The following is a 14,103-nucleotide window of genomic DNA, read 5'->3' as shown; positions in this document are numbered from 1 at the left end:
CCTTTATTTATATTAAAAAATTTAATTTTCAGGAGATTTTCATGACAAGATTAAAAGTAATTATCAAGGACCAGTTTGATAAAGAATCAATTGCTTTGGCAAAAGTTAGACCAATGAATGATCACGCGTTCGAACTTCATAAAAGTGTTGAACATATTGAAATTAATGACGATATTATTTTACCCAATATGGATTTGCTCTATGAAAACCCTAAAGACGGCAAAATTTATCAGTTAATTGGTCCATTCAGTGAGGAATAACTTTTAAATTAAATTTAACAATAACCATGAGCAGAGTTTGTGTTTCGTATGGTCTTACTAGAAGTCATTTAGTTAAGAGATGGTGAAAATTAAGTCAAACTAACGTATAGACACAATTAAAATATTGAACATCTAAAATGGTTATGGGACTATGCCTGTGTAAAAATGTGACCTAATCCACATTTTTGCATTTCAGGATTAAGTGGATTTCACTAAGCCCATTCCTTCAATGAGAAGTAGGAGTGGGCTTTTTTTATTCTTTAAATGTCTCATCTAAAGCCTGTTGAACGGCTTCAATACGTGATTTACACGCTTTATAAGCCGTAATAGATTCTTCAACAATTTTCATTAAATTATCGATATCCGGGCTTTCTTGAGATTCTAATAATTCGGCATTTTTCCTCAAAATGTCATGACCATCTTTAAACGTTAACTCTTCATTCTTCATTTGGAATTACCTGCGTAATGTTGGCTTCAAGCACACCATCTTGCATCTCAATAGCAATGGCGGGGCTTGAAATTTGATGTATAGAGCGAATCGCTTTTCCTTCTGATCTAACAATTGCATAGCCTTTGGCCTGAACCTGTTTTGGGTTTTGCAAAAGGATTTCTTTCATCAAAGATTCGATTTGGGCTAATGAAAATTTAACTTGTTGCTGTGAGCTAAATTGAATACGTTCTTTCATCTGATCAAGCAAACGATGCGCTGAGCTAAGTTGACTCTGTGCGGATGACTTAATGTGATGAAGCAGTTGATCATTTTTGCTTTGATAGGTTGTGATTTGATGCTGAGAAAGTAGCTTAATCGTTTGTAGGCTATCTACAGCTTCTTGGACGCGTTCAACAATGTGGTTTCGGATGCCAGCAATCACTTTACTTGGTGTATCAAATGAGCGATGGGCAATTTCATCAAGAATAGTACGGTCTTTTTCATGACCAATACCTACCCAAATCGGTACACTGCGTTTGCAAAGTAGGGCGGCAAGTTCATAATCATTTAAATAAGCTAAATCATTCACCGATCCACCACCGCGAATAATCACAATCAAATCAGGTGGAAAGTTAAATGTACTGGCCCATTGTCTTAAACCTGAACCTAAAGATTCAATCAAACTAGTTGCAGCCGTGTTTCCTTGAAAAGTAGCGGTCTGATACACAAAATGGCAAACCCCATTTCGCTCAAGTGCATCTGCATCTTTTTTAAAGTCACCAAGGCCCGCAGCATTTTGAGGAGCAATGACTAAAACATTTTGAATATCAAAAGGAGTGGGAAGAAGTTTATTTTTATGGATTAAACCTTCTTGAGTAAGTCGTTCAATAATTTGCTGATAACGTTTAGCAATTTCACCCAACGTAAAGCTTGAGTCAATCTCTTCGATGTTGACCGAAAATCCATATTGAGGATCAAAACGTGCTCTAATTTTGATGAGTACATTTAAGTCGCTCGAAATCTCAATACCAGTTTCACGTTCAAACTTTAAAACAATTTTACTCGCTGAAAATTTCCAGATCGTGGCTTTACAGCTGGCAATGACTTTATCAGTCTCTGCATCTTTTTCTGCAAGTTCTAAATAGTAATGGCCGCCCTTAATATTTAAATTTCGAATTTCTGCTTTTACCCAAACTGGCTCATCAAAAGCCACACGTATGACTTCCTGAACTGTGCCGAGATATTCACTAAGGGAAAACTGAGGTTCAGACATACGAACTAAAAATTAAAGGACCAATCTAGATAGTATAAAAGCCATCCAACCAAGGCAATTGTTGTCTATGAATATCGGGTTCTATTAAAAATAAATACAACAATTTAAAGAATTAAAAATTGAAATTGATAAGTGAATTTAGACTGAATGGTTAAAATGAAAAAATAATAAAAAGAGAATTGTTAATAATTACAACCGATTAAAAAATAAAGTTTGCTTTATAAAATATATGAGCGTATAAAGCTTACTTCCAATTGCGGGGTGGAGCAGTCTGGTAGCTCGTCGGGCTCATAACCCGAAGGTCGTTGGTTCAAATCCGACTCCCGCATCCAAAAATATTATGCTCTGTGATGTACCACTTTTCATAATACGAAAATTATGAAAAGCAATTAGCTTATAAATAACCCTATATAAAGCTAAATATTAAATTCTAGACGAACTGTCCATACCCTAAATCTAGCGTTCTAATTACATACCGTAAAATCACATGAGCTCAGTGATGAGTGAATGATTGTGAATATAGTAAATGAGTGGCACATTGCCACAGCCGTAAATGGCAACGAAATTAATGTGAGGATTGTTCCTCACGTGCGTAAACAAAACTCTCTCGTTGGATATCGTTGGGTCGAAGTTGGTAAAAAAATTCAACTTCAATCTGGTGAAGAAATTGAGTTAAACCAAGATGGTAAAAGCTTCTATACCGGGTTTAATCAACTTTATCGTTTAAATACATATTGTTGATAAAACCATGGTAATAAAGCGAGAGAACCTATCTCTTTTAAAGGAGATAGGTTTTTTTATGTCTACAGGTTATATAAATAATTAAAGTTATAAAAAAGCTGAAATGATTAAAACGCTCGTATTATTATTTTAATTATATTTAATAACTAAATTAACCTGCTCGCCAAAACTGGCGGCCCATAACCTTAAAGTTTTTACCGTTCTCTTCTGTTACACGTCGGTCTCTAAATTTTTCATTTAAGCTATGCAAAATTAAAGAGCCATCTGCCTCTTTAAAAATCTGTTTAATCATTCCTTCGCCAGCAAAGTAAACCGCATAAATCTCGCCATCAATGACTTCTGTTTGAGAGATATCAATACCCACCAAATCTCCGTCTTTAATGTAGTCGGTCATGCTATCGCCTTTAGCTTTAATAATACGCATGCATTCTTGAGCAACGCGTTTTTCTTTAAAGAATGAAGCAGGGAATGGAATTTTTCCATTAATAGCATCAAAGTGAAATTCAATAGATTCACCTGTCCCGCAAGAAAAGTTAGCTTCTACAACTTCAATCCAGACATATTGATCGGTAGCTTCTGCACTTACTACAGTCGGGCTAAATACATCACTTTCTCTAAAAGAATCTTCAGTATTCCCTGTCGTTAACCAATAACCATCCACTCCTAAAAATTGAGCAATTAAAGGAAGAAATGCAGATTTTAAATTTTTCCCTGACTCTAAAGCCTGATAGGCAGGTTGCGACATCTTTACAGCTTCTGCCACTTCAGCCTGAGTTTTTTTGGCTTTAATTCTAGAGTCTTTTAAACGGTCTTTAAGAGCCATAATGGTTACACCAGTAAACTTATAACAAATATATAACTTAAGTTATATAGAGTAAAACAACTATAGTTATTGACTAATAATAACTATAGTTATAATATCAGTTATATCTCAAGATGAATAGAGAAAATTTAAATGGTACCTAAGTCACTATTTATCGCTTTATCAAAGCTTTGAGATGGAAGCTAAATTTATTTTGTTTCTACAGGTAGCAGAATAAAAGGGAGATAGCTCAATTATTATTTGCAAACAGGCTATCAAAACAAAAATTGGAATAAAAAAAGCCCGATTCCGTGGATCAGGCTTAATGTTCGTCGATAAAGGGTATCAAGAACATGAAGAATTTAACAAAGATTGTGAGACCTAACAAAAGTTTCCGATATACGGCAAAGCTTTATATGAACTTTTTGGTCAAAAAATTAAGGCGTGTAAAAAGCTTAAATCCACAAAATTTAATACTTTTTTACATTTTTAGAAAAGGAAATATTTGTTTATAAATTAGTGGCTTAATTGCATATAGTTGGGCTCTTTATGATTGTTGTACCAGATGAAACGTTTTGAACACACATTTGTAGTCATAGCTTAGCTATATTGCTCAAAGAATGTATCAAAACCTCAAGAATAACAAACGATAAAGACGCCTTACTAACGAGTACATTGAGTTGGAGATAGTGAATGACTACAGCAATGCAGAACAGAGCTAAACAACTTAAAAATGCAAAACGTGGAGGGTATATCCCGACAATTGCCAAAGACGTAAACAAATATAAGGTACAAAAAATAAAAAGGGCACTTGAGGAGGCCAAGCAGATTGTAAATGAGCTTGAAGATGACGCATTCGAATTCGATGATCAAGTCTCTATGCAAAAAGCGATTGGTGCAATCACAGTGATTGAGTTGATTGAACAAGCCTTAAACGGTGCACACTAACAGGCTTTAGCATACAAACATTCTTTCTCGGACCCCTGAAATAAATGGGGTCAAGGATAAGTTCGTCTTGCAATTTAGCGCTGCTTTAAAGCGTTAGTGTTTTTTATTGACTGTAATAAAGAAAACGAAGGAATTAATAAACATTGAAAACCACAAGCTGGTCAACGTGATGAGTTTTCAAGTTTTACCCTTTAGCGCAGGACAAAGTCATGGAAACAGTTTCTAGCAGTGGGTTAGCCACATTTTTAAATTTTTATAGTATTGCAATTATGGTGGCTTTGGCAGTCAGCTTAGTTGTCGCAGTTGTATTGATGATGCGTTTTCCTCGTTCTCCACAAGAATGGATTGTTGCTCTCATCTGTACAGTAGTTTCAAGCCTGACAGGCGGCTCATTCATTATTATGAAATGGAACCTGCATGAATGGGTATCCGATATTTGGGGAATGATCACCCTATCTGGATTTTTCTTCATCTGTGGTTTACCGGGCTGGGCTATTGTGAGATGGATATTTAACTTCATCAATAAACAAGAAGGTAAAACGATTGTAGAGGTCATTAAAGACCTAAAAAAAGCAAAAGATGATCTCCAAAATAGCTAAAGACAGCTTTAAATATAAAGGTAGAATAAAATGAATATTGATCAATACTTAGAAAAAGTTATCAGCCGAGAAGGCGGATATGTTAACCATCCATCAGATCATGGCCATGCGACTAAATTTGGCATTACAGAAGCAGTCGCTCGATCGAACGGATATCAAGGCAACATGCAAGACTTGCCCTTAAGTGTCGCCAAATCTATTTATAAGCAAAAATACTGGCTTGAACCACAGTTTGACCAGATTAATGCGATTAGCCCAGCTATTGCAGAAGAGTTACTGGATACAGCTATAAATTGTGGCATCAATTTTACAAAGCCTTTATTACAACGTGCTTTAAATCTGCTGAATAAGCAGGGGAAGGAAGGTTGGTCAAATCTTGTGGTAGATGGCCAGTACGGACCTCTTACTTTGCAAGCACTGGCTACGTACTTAAATAGACGTAATAAAGAGGGTGAAAAAGTACTCGTGCGCATTTTAAATATTATGCAAGGGCAGCATTATATTGAAATTACCGAGAACAACCCTAACTACGAAGATTTCTTTTATGGTTGGATATTAAACAGAGTAACACTCTAAAAATGTATTAGAAAAGAACATGCTTAAAGATCTAATGAGTTAAAAAGCCTAACCATGAGTTAAGGCTTTTTAACAAATAATAGGTCGAGCAATGCTTTATTGTGCGATAAGTAAAATGGCAAGTAGAAAGAAAATAGCACCACTAATTTTATTGAGTATCGTGAAATTATTTCCAGCTAACATTTTCTCTTTAAAAATTGAAGAGAAGTTTGCGTAAACTAAATGAATTAAAAAACCAATAAAACAAAAGGTTAAAGAAAGAATTAAAAATTGATTTAAAATCTCTTTCTTGATATCAATAAATTGAGGGAAGAGTGCGATAAAAAATACGATTGTTTTAGGATTAAGCAAAGATGCGAATAGGCCCTGATAAAACAATTTAGATTTACTTACAGCTTTATCTTTTTGTTGATCGGTCATTAACTCTTGGGTTGCAAGTTTTTTAGTAAAGTTTTTATATCCGAGATACATTAAATAAAATGCACCAATAAATTTTAAAACCGTAAAAATAGTAGGGTTACTAGTAATAATAAGTCCTACACCGCTGGCAGAAATTACAGCAATCACAAACATACCAATAATTAAACCACTTATTCCAAACAAAGCAGTTTTAACACCATAGTTAATTGAATTTGTGACAGTAAATAAAACTCCCGGTCCTGGGCTTAATAGGGTAAGAAATGCTATTGTTATAAATACTAAAAGACCGCTCACGCTGATATATCCTATTTATCAATTGAGGCAAGATTGTGCGGTTACTTTAAATGAGAAAATAATCGTTGTATACAGAAGGTTATGTATATTTAAGTCTTACATAGATTAAATATTTAAAATATAGATTTGTATAAATAAATAGGGCATATAAAACTATAAAAGTGAAAGCAACATAAACACACAACGTTAAAAATTGAGCATGTTAGTATACTAAGTCTATACCTCAAGAAATCTATAGTATGACGAAAAATGAACGGCAGTTTAAATCTGGCGAGTTTCAATTTTCCTTTTTAGCGTTTAAATATTGGGGTATATGGTTTTTAGCTTTTATTCTAATGTTATTTGCGATGTTACCTTGGGCTATTCAATGGCGCCTTGCTGACTTACTATCAAAAATAGCGTGGAAATCTTTAAGTTCTCGAAGAAAAACTACACTACGTAATTTACAAGCATGTTTCCCAGAAAAAACACCTTTGCAAATTGAGGCAAAAGCTAAACAGGTTTTTGTTGATACTTTAACGGGTGTATTTGAAGCTTTAAATGCTTGGTATTGCCCAAATTGGTTTAAAAGTCGTGTTCACATAGATGGTTTAGAAAATTTAACCAATAATCAGGAAAATGGCGTACTTTTATTAGGTACCCACAGTACGCTTTTAGATGCAGGTGGAGCGGCGTGTACTTTATTCTTTAATATGGACGTGGTTTACCGACCTCAAAACAATCCGTTTTTAGATTTTCTGATTCATCGTAGTCGTGCGCGAGTGTATAAAAACCAAATTGCTCGAGACAACATGCGTGGACTCATACAAAACCTTAAACATGGGCATGCGATATGGTATAGCCCAGATCAGGATTTTGGCTTAAAACAAGGCGTAATGGCATCATTTTTCGGTATTCAGGCAGCTACCGTTACAGCGCATCGCAGACTAATGGATATCTCAAAAGCAGCAGCCGTGCCTTTATATTTTTACCGTAGTGGTGATATTCGTAATCCGCAATATCATGTTTTAGTAGAACCTAAATTAGAAAATTTCCCGAGTGGCTGTGAAGTCAGTGACGCTGAAAGGGTAAACAAGATTATTGAAAACCAAATTCGCATTGCCCCTACACAATACATGTGGTTTCATCGACGCTTTAAAACACGTCCTGCTGGTGAACAGAAATTCTATTAATGGCGTCAGTAACTCAAGAATTAAAAGTACTTCTTTCAATTAAAATATAGAATATTAGATTTTTAATTGAAAGGATCTTTAATCAAATCAAGATGAAAGATGTAGAACCAGCAGTATAGAATTTTTCTTGCTTTAATTATTTTGAATATCGATTGCAAATGATTTTGAAGCGTGTATAGTCGAGCATAACTAACAAAATATTCTTGTCATCATAAATTTCTATTTCGCAGTTTTATTTATAAGTCTTCGGTTCATTCAGATATTTAAGTTTTCACGTCTATTTTTTAGTTAAATTGGTTTCCCCAATAATAAGTTATAATATTTTAAAATTTAGGATAAATATATGTCTACTTCTACTGGTACAGTAAAATGGTTCAATGAAACTAAAGGTTTTGGTTTTATTGCGGCTGATGAAGGTAAGGATATTTTCGCTCATTTTACCGATATTCAAACACAAGGTTTTAAGGTTCTCTTAGAAGGCCAACGTGTTGAGTTTACTGTAGTACAGGGTAAAAAAGGCCCACAAGCTTCAAATATTGTGATTCTTCAGAATTCATAATTTCATAGAGCGACTAGAGTTGTTTTAAATATATTATTTAAATAGAATGTGTTTAAGGCTAAAGCGCTTTAGAAGAGTTTAAAAACCCACTCTATCTTGTGGGTTTTTTATAAGTTTTAATTAAACTTATCTTTAAAAATAAAAAGCAGAATAAAAATATTCTCTTAAAAGTGCTTCTAAATTTTTTGTTAAAATATAAGTAATTAGGTGTATGGTACTAAAATGGATATTTGTATTGGCGGTATTTTAGACGGTCAAAAGATAGAAAATCATAATGATGTTTTTAAGATAGAAGAGCACTATTCAGACAATAGCTCTCAGTATGTTAAACAGCATTTCCACTTATTTGGAAAAATTTTTACCTTTTGGGTGTGCGAAGATATTGATTTACAACAGGCAATCAGAAAAGCCGAGAGAATTTTAGCGAATAAGGAAGAAACTCTTTAGTTGTTTGAACTAGAACACTTCCGTGCCTTAATTTGGTTTAAAGATTTTCTTATTAAGTAATAGATATTTTTTATATTAGCTTAATAGAATTCGTTACAGAATTTTTTACAATACTCTTGTATATGTTACACAGCTTAACATTTTTTTTGTGGTATTTACTAACAATAGTAATACATTAGGCTTAATCTAAAGTTGTTTTATTTATTGCGCGAATAAAACAAAACCCACTTTAATAATATATCTTATTAAAGTGGGTTCTTTATTCAGACGGTCATCATTAATTCAATATACATAATTAAATTATAGATAATATTTGTTGTTATAAACCTCTCTTAAGAAAGGAAAACATTTTAAATGTTAAGTGCAGTACAACCTAATATTTGTTTTATTGGCAGTAGTAATCTAGCTTTAGCGTTAATAGGAGGGTTGGTTTTAAAAGGATTTAAAAAAGAAAAAATACACCTCATTGAAGAGAAAAAGATTAATGATACAAATGCTTTAAAGCAAAAGGAAAATGGACTAAAAAAAGCTGAAATTGTTGTTTTACTACTTGAGCCTAAACAGTTAAAAGAGACACTTATACCGCTAAAAAAATGGTTAGCTAGTAAAATTATAGTTTCTATGATGGCGGGAGTAGATATTGCAAACTTGACTCGTTTTACGGGTTCGAAAAAAATTGTTCGTGTAATTTCAAATCCGCCTGTGCTGACGCATACGGGGACACATGTGCTTATTGCTTCAGAGCAAATGGACCAGCTTGATAAAGACCTAATCGAAATGCTGTACTCTGCAACGGGTCAGACTTTTTGGGCGCCGTCTGAAACGCAGTCAGACGCAATTATTGCTTTGTCTGGTTCGGGGCCAGCTTACTTTTTCTATATTTTAGACAGCATGATAAAGACAGGGGTTTCTTTAGGACTTGATAAACAATTTGCTCTAGATTTAGCACTCCAAGCGGCTAGTGGCGCAGTTGAAATGGTCCGTAAAAGTAATGTCCCGCCAGCGGATCTGTGTGGCAAGGTGACGTTGGCTAACGGGATTACCGAATCAGCACTCAGAATGTTTGAGCTAGGAAATGTATCTGATGATATACGTTTAGCTATGAAGGCCGCATATCATCGTAGTAAAGAAATCACTTCAGAAATTATTACTGAGGTGAGTTAGCGCTTCTTTAGCAAACTAGGCCTTTAAAAAGTATTCCCAAATAACGAAGCCTAAGCCAAACCCAATAAACGAGTAGAGAGTAATAATAAAGAATACAAAACTGGCCTTATTTTTTTTCTTCAAAATGTTCATGGCGATGCCTCCAATTCAGATTAATTACATTTTGAAGAAGTGAAGGCTGTAATCATAGATACAGAATTTTTTAAAAAAAATATAACAGAGCTATCATCTGTTATATTTTTTAGGTTTTTCCTTAATAAAGATTTTAAAATCAATAAATTAAAGATTTAACTGTCAGCGTTTAACCTTTTTATTCAATTAGCATTAAATCGGCTGTATTAGCAGATTTGAGAGGGCGTAGGGCAAAGGTCGAACGGGTGTGGCGTATTCCTTTAATTGAATAAAGTTTTTTTCTTAAAAATCGTTCGTAATGGTCAGCATCTTTGACTGCTACTTTAACCAGATAATCATAGTCACCTGTGACTAGATGCGCTTCCACTACTTCAGGTATATCTGCTAATGCTTCACTGAAATTTTCTAGCATTTCGTCATCATGGCGCTCTAAAGTAATTTCAATAAAAAAGACTTCATGAATGCCAATCGCTTTTTGGTTTACGTTTACCGTATATCCTTCAATAATTTTTAAAGTTTCCAGACGTTTCAGTCGAGTCCAGCATGGAGAAGATGAAAGCCCTACTTCTTCGGCCAGTTGAGCAACGGTTAAACGGCCATTTCCACGTAATGCAGATAAAATTTTCCGATCTATACGATCTAGTGTGTATTCTGTTCTGTTCAAAATATAAACCAAAGAAGAATCTTCTGATAAAAATTAATATACTTTATTTTTATGCTGTGAATGTTTAAAAATTTTAAAAAATACAGGAAACATTTTGAGTCAAAGGTACATACACTATTTCTATGCATCGAACCTTTCTGGATAGAGGTTGGGATGGAGCAAAGAGCACTGTTTCAGTAAGGGTGACTAAACAGTGCTCTTTGCGGATTTCTTATTAATCTTTAAATCTATTTTTATTAATTGGCATGACATATCAAAACAAATTAAATAATAACTTTTATTTATCAATTGAAGAAAAACTAATCATTATTTTTTATCTAAATTTTCCTTTAATGTAATTCCATTACAAAGGAGGAGCAAGGTTATGATCACCCAGCATGATATAAATCAAAAACAATATCAAAATAAATCTCTCGACTATTTAAATAGCCAAGCTCATTCTGAAGGTATTGAATTTAATAAATTTATTAATGAAATTCAGAAAATTGAAAAAGCTGTAGTCCTTGATTTAGGCTGTGGTGGTGGGCATGTTTCCTACAATGTTGCTCCGCATGCGGACCTTGTTTTTGCCTACGATTTATCTCATGAAATGTTAGACACCGTGTCTAAGACGGCTAGCCAACGTAAATTAAAAAATATCTTTGTGCAGCAGGGCATTGCTGAGGACATGCCTTTTAGTGATCAGCAGTTTGATGTGGTCATTAGCCGATATTCTGCGCATCACTGGCAACATGTTCCGACTGCCATGAAAGAAGTAAACCGCGTGCTTAAGCCAGATGGTATTGTTATTTTTGTAGACATTATTAGCTCTAGCTCGTCTATATTAGATACTTTTTTACAGACCATCGAAACGATTCGAGACCCAAGTCATGTACGAAACTATAGTGTGAAAGAGTGGGTCTATTTTATCGAAGATGCAGGCTTTGATTTGGTGGGTTTAGATAAACAAACACTTTCGTTAGATTTTGATAGTTGGGTAAAGCGCATGAAAACGCCTGAAGATCAAATCAAAACTTTACGTTATTTGCAGGAAGGTTCATCTGACCTTGTTAAGAAGTATTTCAAAATTCAAAATGACGGTAGCTTTGAAAGCCATGTGGGTTATTTTGTCTTTAAGAAATTAGGGTTTTAACGTAGTGTTATGAATAAGGGTTTTAGTAGATTAGAAATGGATTAAATATCACTAAAACTCTTTTTCCGAATAACTCGAATAATATTAAAGATGGTTATAAAACAAATTTAATATCATTCACTTGATAAAAATTAATCACCCAATTTTATTAAGGTGATTAAGTATTCAAAAGAGATGAGGGTTATCCCATTTTCTTTATTATTAATAGACACTTATAAATAATTATTATTTAATACGCCCGCAATATTATCACTAATACTTTTAATAACTTTGTCGGGGAAATAATGCGTAATTTTTTAGTAACGATTTTCACTTTATTCTTAGCAACATCAATTTATGCTGCTCAAGAGTCTAGAAATCTTCTAGAGCAAACACAGTGTGAGAAAGCAGTAGAGCTACATGGTTTTTTAAGCCGTGCTCAGCTCGATTGTAATTATCACTATTACTCAGAAGAGTTAAAGGATGCTGCCGCAAAATGTACTAAACATGACCTTGGTGAAAAATACGGTAGAGAGGTTATGAAATTTGGTATGAAGGAATTTGAAGAACGTAAGAAAGCGGATACACAGGGACACTTTTGCCATAAGGTTTTAAAAGAGTTTCCAAAGTATATTAAACAATAAAAAATAAGGTTTTCAAAACCGATTCTAGCAAGCCGATAAGGTGGATTTAATTATCCATTTTATCGGTGTATCACTAAATATAATCTACCAATTAAAATAGAAAATAAATCTTAAAAATACACCTAATATCACATTGACACATATAATCGCTCTCATTATTCTCTGCGAAAGAACGGAGGCGGGACGCTTAGTGCGTGCCAGTTCCTAGATGACTGGTCTGTCAACCCACCTCCGTTCTTTCATCATGATTTCATAAATGAATTAATTGTTTTTAAAAGTAGTCTGAATAATATTTATAGCTTTTGAAAAGTTATTAAAAGGAATAGTCTTTTTAGAGAGTTGAGCATTACTACTCAGAAATTTTTCTAAACGTTTATCAAAACTATGTGAAAACTGAATCAACTCTAATGTATTTTTTAGAGTTTCTTTGGGTTTCTTGCGTGTAACAGTAGACTTTAAATAACGTTGTAAAAGCCTTATTGTTCTTAAATAAAAAGGAACTTCCATTTTTAAAATTAAAGAGCATTCAAGAAGTAATGGAAGTAAGCGTTTATCGTAAGCTCCTTCTACAATCCAGCTATCTTGTAAGGCGATTTCTTGAGTACCACTTGAGATTGTTTCTTCCGAATTCTTTACAAACTCAGTTCCACTTATATTCCAGTAGATTTCATCAAACCCATAAGTTGAAATCTTTAATTCATCAGCTAATTTCTTAGTGATAGTTGTTTTACCAGCGCCAGAAGGGCCTACAATACAAATTTTCATGGTTTATCTTTTTAAAGGGATATTTCAAAAAAATGGTTATAAATAGAAACTAGACTAAAGTTTATAAGTCACTCATCTGTTTTATCAAAGCTTAAAAATTTTATTTTGTACAATAAAAACTCAATTATAATTCCGACTTGAAGGAAATAAACTCATGAAAAAACTTTTACTCATTTGTTTAATCGGTTTGGCAGTTACACAGGTTAATGCTCATTCTGGGGGTACAAACTCTAAAGGATGTCATACGAATAGTAAAACTGGTGACCATCATTGTCATTAAATAAGGGTATAAAAGAGTAAGCTGATTTCTGGTTTACTCTTTTTAATATCTTTAGTTTTATATTTTTTATAAATAATAAGAGGAAAAAGAATGGAAATGATATTGGGAGTATTTGGCTTATTGGTTTTATTTTTAATATTAAGTAAAAAGCATAAGAAGAAAAATATCACTGGTGTAAGATCAATAGTCTATTTGGTTGATATTGTTGGGGAGCAATCCTATCAAGCAAATTTAAGAAAGATTGCTGGGCCTAAGCAAGAAAAGTCAAAATATGTAGAAGTAATGGCTAGAGTTGTCTCTGAACCTTTTAATGCTTATGACAAGAACGCAGTTAAAATTGAAATTAATGGTTTAACAGTTGGCTATTTAAGTAGGGATGATGCCAAACTATTAGCTGGTAAAGTGATAAATAAGACTGTGCCAGCTTTAATTAATGGTGGTTGGCTTGATAACGATAGTGAAGGTAGCTATGGCGTAAAACTCGGTATTCAAAGTCTTAATGAATTAATATAGCGAAGTGCATTTTTAAGTTTTACTTACATTTTAAAATCTAAAAAAATAAAAGCATTCTCTAAGATATTAATAAATCTTTTTACACATGTTTTTAAAGCTTTATTTGTAGCCAATATCACATTGACACCTAAAACCCCTCCGATTATCCTTTGCCTGCTGGCCACATTGCCAGTCGGCTTTGACAGGCCGCATACCCAAAGCACACGAAAAAGTCTCTCTTTTTTGTGGGCATCCCTGCGTGCCCCCTCTGCGGCGGAATGATCTGACCCCATAAAGTTGGACAGTTAGTTAAGCAGTTTTTAAAAACTG

General features: G+C 33.7%; 21 protein-coding genes and 1 tRNA gene. 14 read left to right on the top strand and 8 right to left on the bottom strand.

Going from position 1 to position 14,103, the window contains the following annotated elements; translation table 11 throughout:
• The first annotated feature begins 41 nt into the window (after positions 1-41).
• Entirely contained in the window at positions 42-260 is a 219-nt protein-coding gene (locus ACTJJG_RS17590; RefSeq protein ID WP_372552736.1) for a hypothetical protein, read from the top strand.
• 253 nt (positions 261-513) lie between these two features.
• Here the strand turns inward: ACTJJG_RS17590 and xseB are convergent, their stop codons facing one another.
• Positions 514-708 (bottom strand): exodeoxyribonuclease VII small subunit, encoded by a 195-nt coding sequence (gene xseB / locus ACTJJG_RS17585; protein ID WP_032056603.1) that lies wholly within the window; start codon positions 706-708, stop codon positions 514-516.
• Positions 698-1,963, bottom strand: a complete 1,266-nt coding sequence (xseA, locus tag ACTJJG_RS17580) for an exodeoxyribonuclease VII large subunit (protein ID WP_032056601.1) — start codon at positions 1,961-1,963, stop codon at positions 698-700. Before xseA ends, xseB begins: the two co-directional genes overlap by 11 nt.
• A gap of 255 nt (positions 1,964-2,218) precedes the next feature.
• On the opposite strand from xseA, the gene ACTJJG_RS17575 reads away from it, so the two are divergent.
• Together ACTJJG_RS17575 and ACTJJG_RS17570 are read left to right on the top strand one after the other, a co-directional pair.
• Positions 2,219-2,295: transfer RNA gene (locus ACTJJG_RS17575), tRNA-Met, on the top strand.
• 175 nt (positions 2,296-2,470) lie between these two features.
• Complete coding sequence (locus ACTJJG_RS17570) at positions 2,471-2,704, top strand: hypothetical protein (protein ID WP_032056600.1); 234 nt, start codon at positions 2,471-2,473, stop codon at positions 2,702-2,704.
• A 151-nt stretch (positions 2,705-2,855) separates the two neighbouring features.
• Here the strand turns inward: ACTJJG_RS17570 and ACTJJG_RS17565 are convergent, their stop codons facing one another.
• Entirely contained in the window at positions 2,856-3,527 is a 672-nt protein-coding gene (locus ACTJJG_RS17565) for an XRE family transcriptional regulator (RefSeq protein WP_032056599.1), read from the bottom strand.
• 672 nt (positions 3,528-4,199) lie between these two features.
• Between ACTJJG_RS17565 and ACTJJG_RS17560 the strand changes: the two genes are divergently transcribed.
• From ACTJJG_RS17560 to ACTJJG_RS17550, 3 genes are all read left to right on the top strand, one after another.
• Positions 4,200-4,454: a hypothetical protein gene (locus tag ACTJJG_RS17560; protein WP_002119927.1), complete on the top strand. Its 255-nt coding sequence runs from the start codon at positions 4,200-4,202 to the stop codon at positions 4,452-4,454.
• A 209-nt stretch (positions 4,455-4,663) separates the two neighbouring features.
• Positions 4,664-5,053 (top strand): hypothetical protein, encoded by a 390-nt coding sequence (locus tag ACTJJG_RS17555; RefSeq protein WP_002119864.1) that lies wholly within the window; start codon positions 4,664-4,666, stop codon positions 5,051-5,053.
• 30 nt (positions 5,054-5,083) lie between these two features.
• Positions 5,084-5,629: a glycoside hydrolase family 108 protein gene (locus ACTJJG_RS17550; protein WP_032056598.1), complete on the top strand. Its 546-nt coding sequence runs from the start codon at positions 5,084-5,086 to the stop codon at positions 5,627-5,629.
• A 96-nt stretch (positions 5,630-5,725) separates the two neighbouring features.
• Here ACTJJG_RS17550 and ACTJJG_RS17545 read toward each other — a convergent pair whose 3' ends face one another.
• Positions 5,726-6,343 (bottom strand): LysE family translocator, encoded by a 618-nt coding sequence (locus ACTJJG_RS17545; protein ID WP_017399418.1) that lies wholly within the window; start codon positions 6,341-6,343, stop codon positions 5,726-5,728.
• 239 nt (positions 6,344-6,582) lie between these two features.
• Between ACTJJG_RS17545 and ACTJJG_RS17540 the strand changes: the two genes are divergently transcribed.
• From ACTJJG_RS17540 to ACTJJG_RS17525, 4 genes are all read left to right on the top strand, one after another.
• A complete protein-coding gene (locus tag ACTJJG_RS17540) occupies positions 6,583-7,515 on the top strand; it encodes an LpxL/LpxP family acyltransferase (protein ID WP_032056596.1) in 933 nt (310 codons plus the stop codon).
• A 343-nt stretch (positions 7,516-7,858) separates the two neighbouring features.
• Positions 7,859-8,074 (top strand): cold-shock protein, encoded by a 216-nt coding sequence (locus ACTJJG_RS17535; protein ID WP_005070223.1) that lies wholly within the window; start codon positions 7,859-7,861, stop codon positions 8,072-8,074.
• 222 nt (positions 8,075-8,296) lie between these two features.
• Positions 8,297-8,521 carry a hypothetical protein gene (locus ACTJJG_RS17530; RefSeq protein ID WP_372552737.1) on the top strand — a complete coding sequence of 75 codons (225 nt, stop codon included), beginning with the start codon at positions 8,297-8,299 and terminating at the stop codon, positions 8,519-8,521.
• A gap of 354 nt (positions 8,522-8,875) precedes the next feature.
• Positions 8,876-9,685, top strand: a complete 810-nt coding sequence (locus ACTJJG_RS17525; protein ID WP_017403101.1) for a pyrroline-5-carboxylate reductase family protein — start codon at positions 8,876-8,878, stop codon at positions 9,683-9,685.
• A gap of 15 nt (positions 9,686-9,700) precedes the next feature.
• On the opposite strand, the gene ACTJJG_RS17520 is transcribed toward ACTJJG_RS17525, so the two are convergent.
• Positions 9,701-9,817, bottom strand: a complete 117-nt coding sequence (locus tag ACTJJG_RS17520; RefSeq protein WP_002117441.1) for a hypothetical protein — start codon at positions 9,815-9,817, stop codon at positions 9,701-9,703.
• A 178-nt stretch (positions 9,818-9,995) separates the two neighbouring features.
• Positions 9,996-10,481 carry an Lrp/AsnC family transcriptional regulator gene (locus ACTJJG_RS17515; protein WP_031944142.1) on the bottom strand — a complete coding sequence of 162 codons (486 nt, stop codon included), beginning with the start codon at positions 10,479-10,481 and terminating at the stop codon, positions 9,996-9,998.
• 364 nt (positions 10,482-10,845) lie between these two features.
• On the opposite strand from ACTJJG_RS17515, the gene ACTJJG_RS17510 reads away from it, so the two are divergent.
• Together ACTJJG_RS17510 and ACTJJG_RS17505 are read left to right on the top strand one after the other, a co-directional pair.
• Entirely contained in the window at positions 10,846-11,613 is a 768-nt protein-coding gene (locus ACTJJG_RS17510) for a class I SAM-dependent methyltransferase (RefSeq protein ID WP_057086024.1), read from the top strand.
• Between the two features lie 284 nt (positions 11,614-11,897).
• Entirely contained in the window at positions 11,898-12,236 is a 339-nt protein-coding gene (locus tag ACTJJG_RS17505) for a hypothetical protein (protein ID WP_039757576.1), read from the top strand.
• Positions 12,237-12,497: 261 nt separating this feature from the next.
• Here ACTJJG_RS17505 and ACTJJG_RS17500 read toward each other — a convergent pair whose 3' ends face one another.
• Positions 12,498-13,001, bottom strand: a complete 504-nt coding sequence (locus ACTJJG_RS17500; protein ID WP_078220438.1) for an AAA family ATPase — start codon at positions 12,999-13,001, stop codon at positions 12,498-12,500.
• 154 nt (positions 13,002-13,155) lie between these two features.
• Between ACTJJG_RS17500 and ACTJJG_RS17495 the strand changes: the two genes are divergently transcribed.
• Positions 13,156-13,281 (top strand): YHYH domain-containing protein, encoded by a 126-nt coding sequence (locus ACTJJG_RS17495; RefSeq protein WP_134853824.1) that lies wholly within the window; start codon positions 13,156-13,158, stop codon positions 13,279-13,281.
• A gap of 90 nt (positions 13,282-13,371) precedes the next feature.
• A complete protein-coding gene (locus ACTJJG_RS17490) occupies positions 13,372-13,794 on the top strand; it encodes a hypothetical protein (RefSeq protein ID WP_039757583.1) in 423 nt (140 codons plus the stop codon).
• 23 nt (positions 13,795-13,817) lie between these two features.
• On the opposite strand, the gene ACTJJG_RS17485 is transcribed toward ACTJJG_RS17490, so the two are convergent.
• Positions 13,818-14,066 carry a hypothetical protein gene (locus ACTJJG_RS17485; protein WP_372552738.1) on the bottom strand — a complete coding sequence of 83 codons (249 nt, stop codon included), beginning with the start codon at positions 14,064-14,066 and terminating at the stop codon, positions 13,818-13,820.
• Positions 14,067-14,103: the final 37 nt, after the last annotated feature.

Source organism: Acinetobacter sp. 22512, assembly GCF_052044755.1.
Taxonomy (GTDB): domain Bacteria; phylum Pseudomonadota; class Gammaproteobacteria; order Pseudomonadales; family Moraxellaceae; genus Acinetobacter; species Acinetobacter pittii.
Note: the sequence above shows the minus strand (reverse complement) of the source record. Positions and strands in the feature narration are given on the sequence as shown.

Coding starts and splice junctions, on each gene's coding strand:
- ACTJJG_RS17590 (WP_372552736.1), top strand. CDS start 42: ATGACAAGATTAAAAGTAATTATCAAGGACCAGTTTGATAAAGAATCA.
- xseB (WP_032056603.1), bottom strand. CDS start 708: ATGAAGAATGAAGAGTTAACGTTTAAAGATGGTCATGACATTTTGAGG.
- xseA (WP_032056601.1), bottom strand. CDS start 1,963: ATGTCTGAACCTCAGTTTTCCCTTAGTGAATATCTCGGCACAGTTCAG.
- ACTJJG_RS17570 (WP_032056600.1), top strand. CDS start 2,471: ATGATTGTGAATATAGTAAATGAGTGGCACATTGCCACAGCCGTAAAT.
- ACTJJG_RS17565 (WP_032056599.1), bottom strand. CDS start 3,527: ATGGCTCTTAAAGACCGTTTAAAAGACTCTAGAATTAAAGCCAAAAAA.
- ACTJJG_RS17560 (WP_002119927.1), top strand. CDS start 4,200: ATGACTACAGCAATGCAGAACAGAGCTAAACAACTTAAAAATGCAAAA.
- ACTJJG_RS17555 (WP_002119864.1), top strand. CDS start 4,664: ATGGAAACAGTTTCTAGCAGTGGGTTAGCCACATTTTTAAATTTTTAT.
- ACTJJG_RS17550 (WP_032056598.1), top strand. CDS start 5,084: ATGAATATTGATCAATACTTAGAAAAAGTTATCAGCCGAGAAGGCGGA.
- ACTJJG_RS17540 (WP_032056596.1), top strand. CDS start 6,583: ATGACGAAAAATGAACGGCAGTTTAAATCTGGCGAGTTTCAATTTTCC.
- ACTJJG_RS17535 (WP_005070223.1), top strand. CDS start 7,859: ATGTCTACTTCTACTGGTACAGTAAAATGGTTCAATGAAACTAAAGGT.
- ACTJJG_RS17530 (WP_372552737.1), top strand. CDS start 8,297: ATGGATATTTGTATTGGCGGTATTTTAGACGGTCAAAAGATAGAAAAT.
- ACTJJG_RS17525 (WP_017403101.1), top strand. CDS start 8,876: ATGTTAAGTGCAGTACAACCTAATATTTGTTTTATTGGCAGTAGTAAT.
- ACTJJG_RS17520 (WP_002117441.1), bottom strand. CDS start 9,817: ATGAACATTTTGAAGAAAAAAAATAAGGCCAGTTTTGTATTCTTTATT.
- ACTJJG_RS17510 (WP_057086024.1), top strand. CDS start 10,846: ATGATCACCCAGCATGATATAAATCAAAAACAATATCAAAATAAATCT.
- ACTJJG_RS17505 (WP_039757576.1), top strand. CDS start 11,898: ATGCGTAATTTTTTAGTAACGATTTTCACTTTATTCTTAGCAACATCA.
- ACTJJG_RS17500 (WP_078220438.1), bottom strand. CDS start 13,001: ATGAAAATTTGTATTGTAGGCCCTTCTGGCGCTGGTAAAACAACTATC.
- ACTJJG_RS17495 (WP_134853824.1), top strand. CDS start 13,156: ATGAAAAAACTTTTACTCATTTGTTTAATCGGTTTGGCAGTTACACAG.
- ACTJJG_RS17490 (WP_039757583.1), top strand. CDS start 13,372: ATGGAAATGATATTGGGAGTATTTGGCTTATTGGTTTTATTTTTAATA.
- ACTJJG_RS17485 (WP_372552738.1), bottom strand. CDS start 14,066: ATGGGGTCAGATCATTCCGCCGCAGAGGGGGCACGCAGGGATGCCCAC.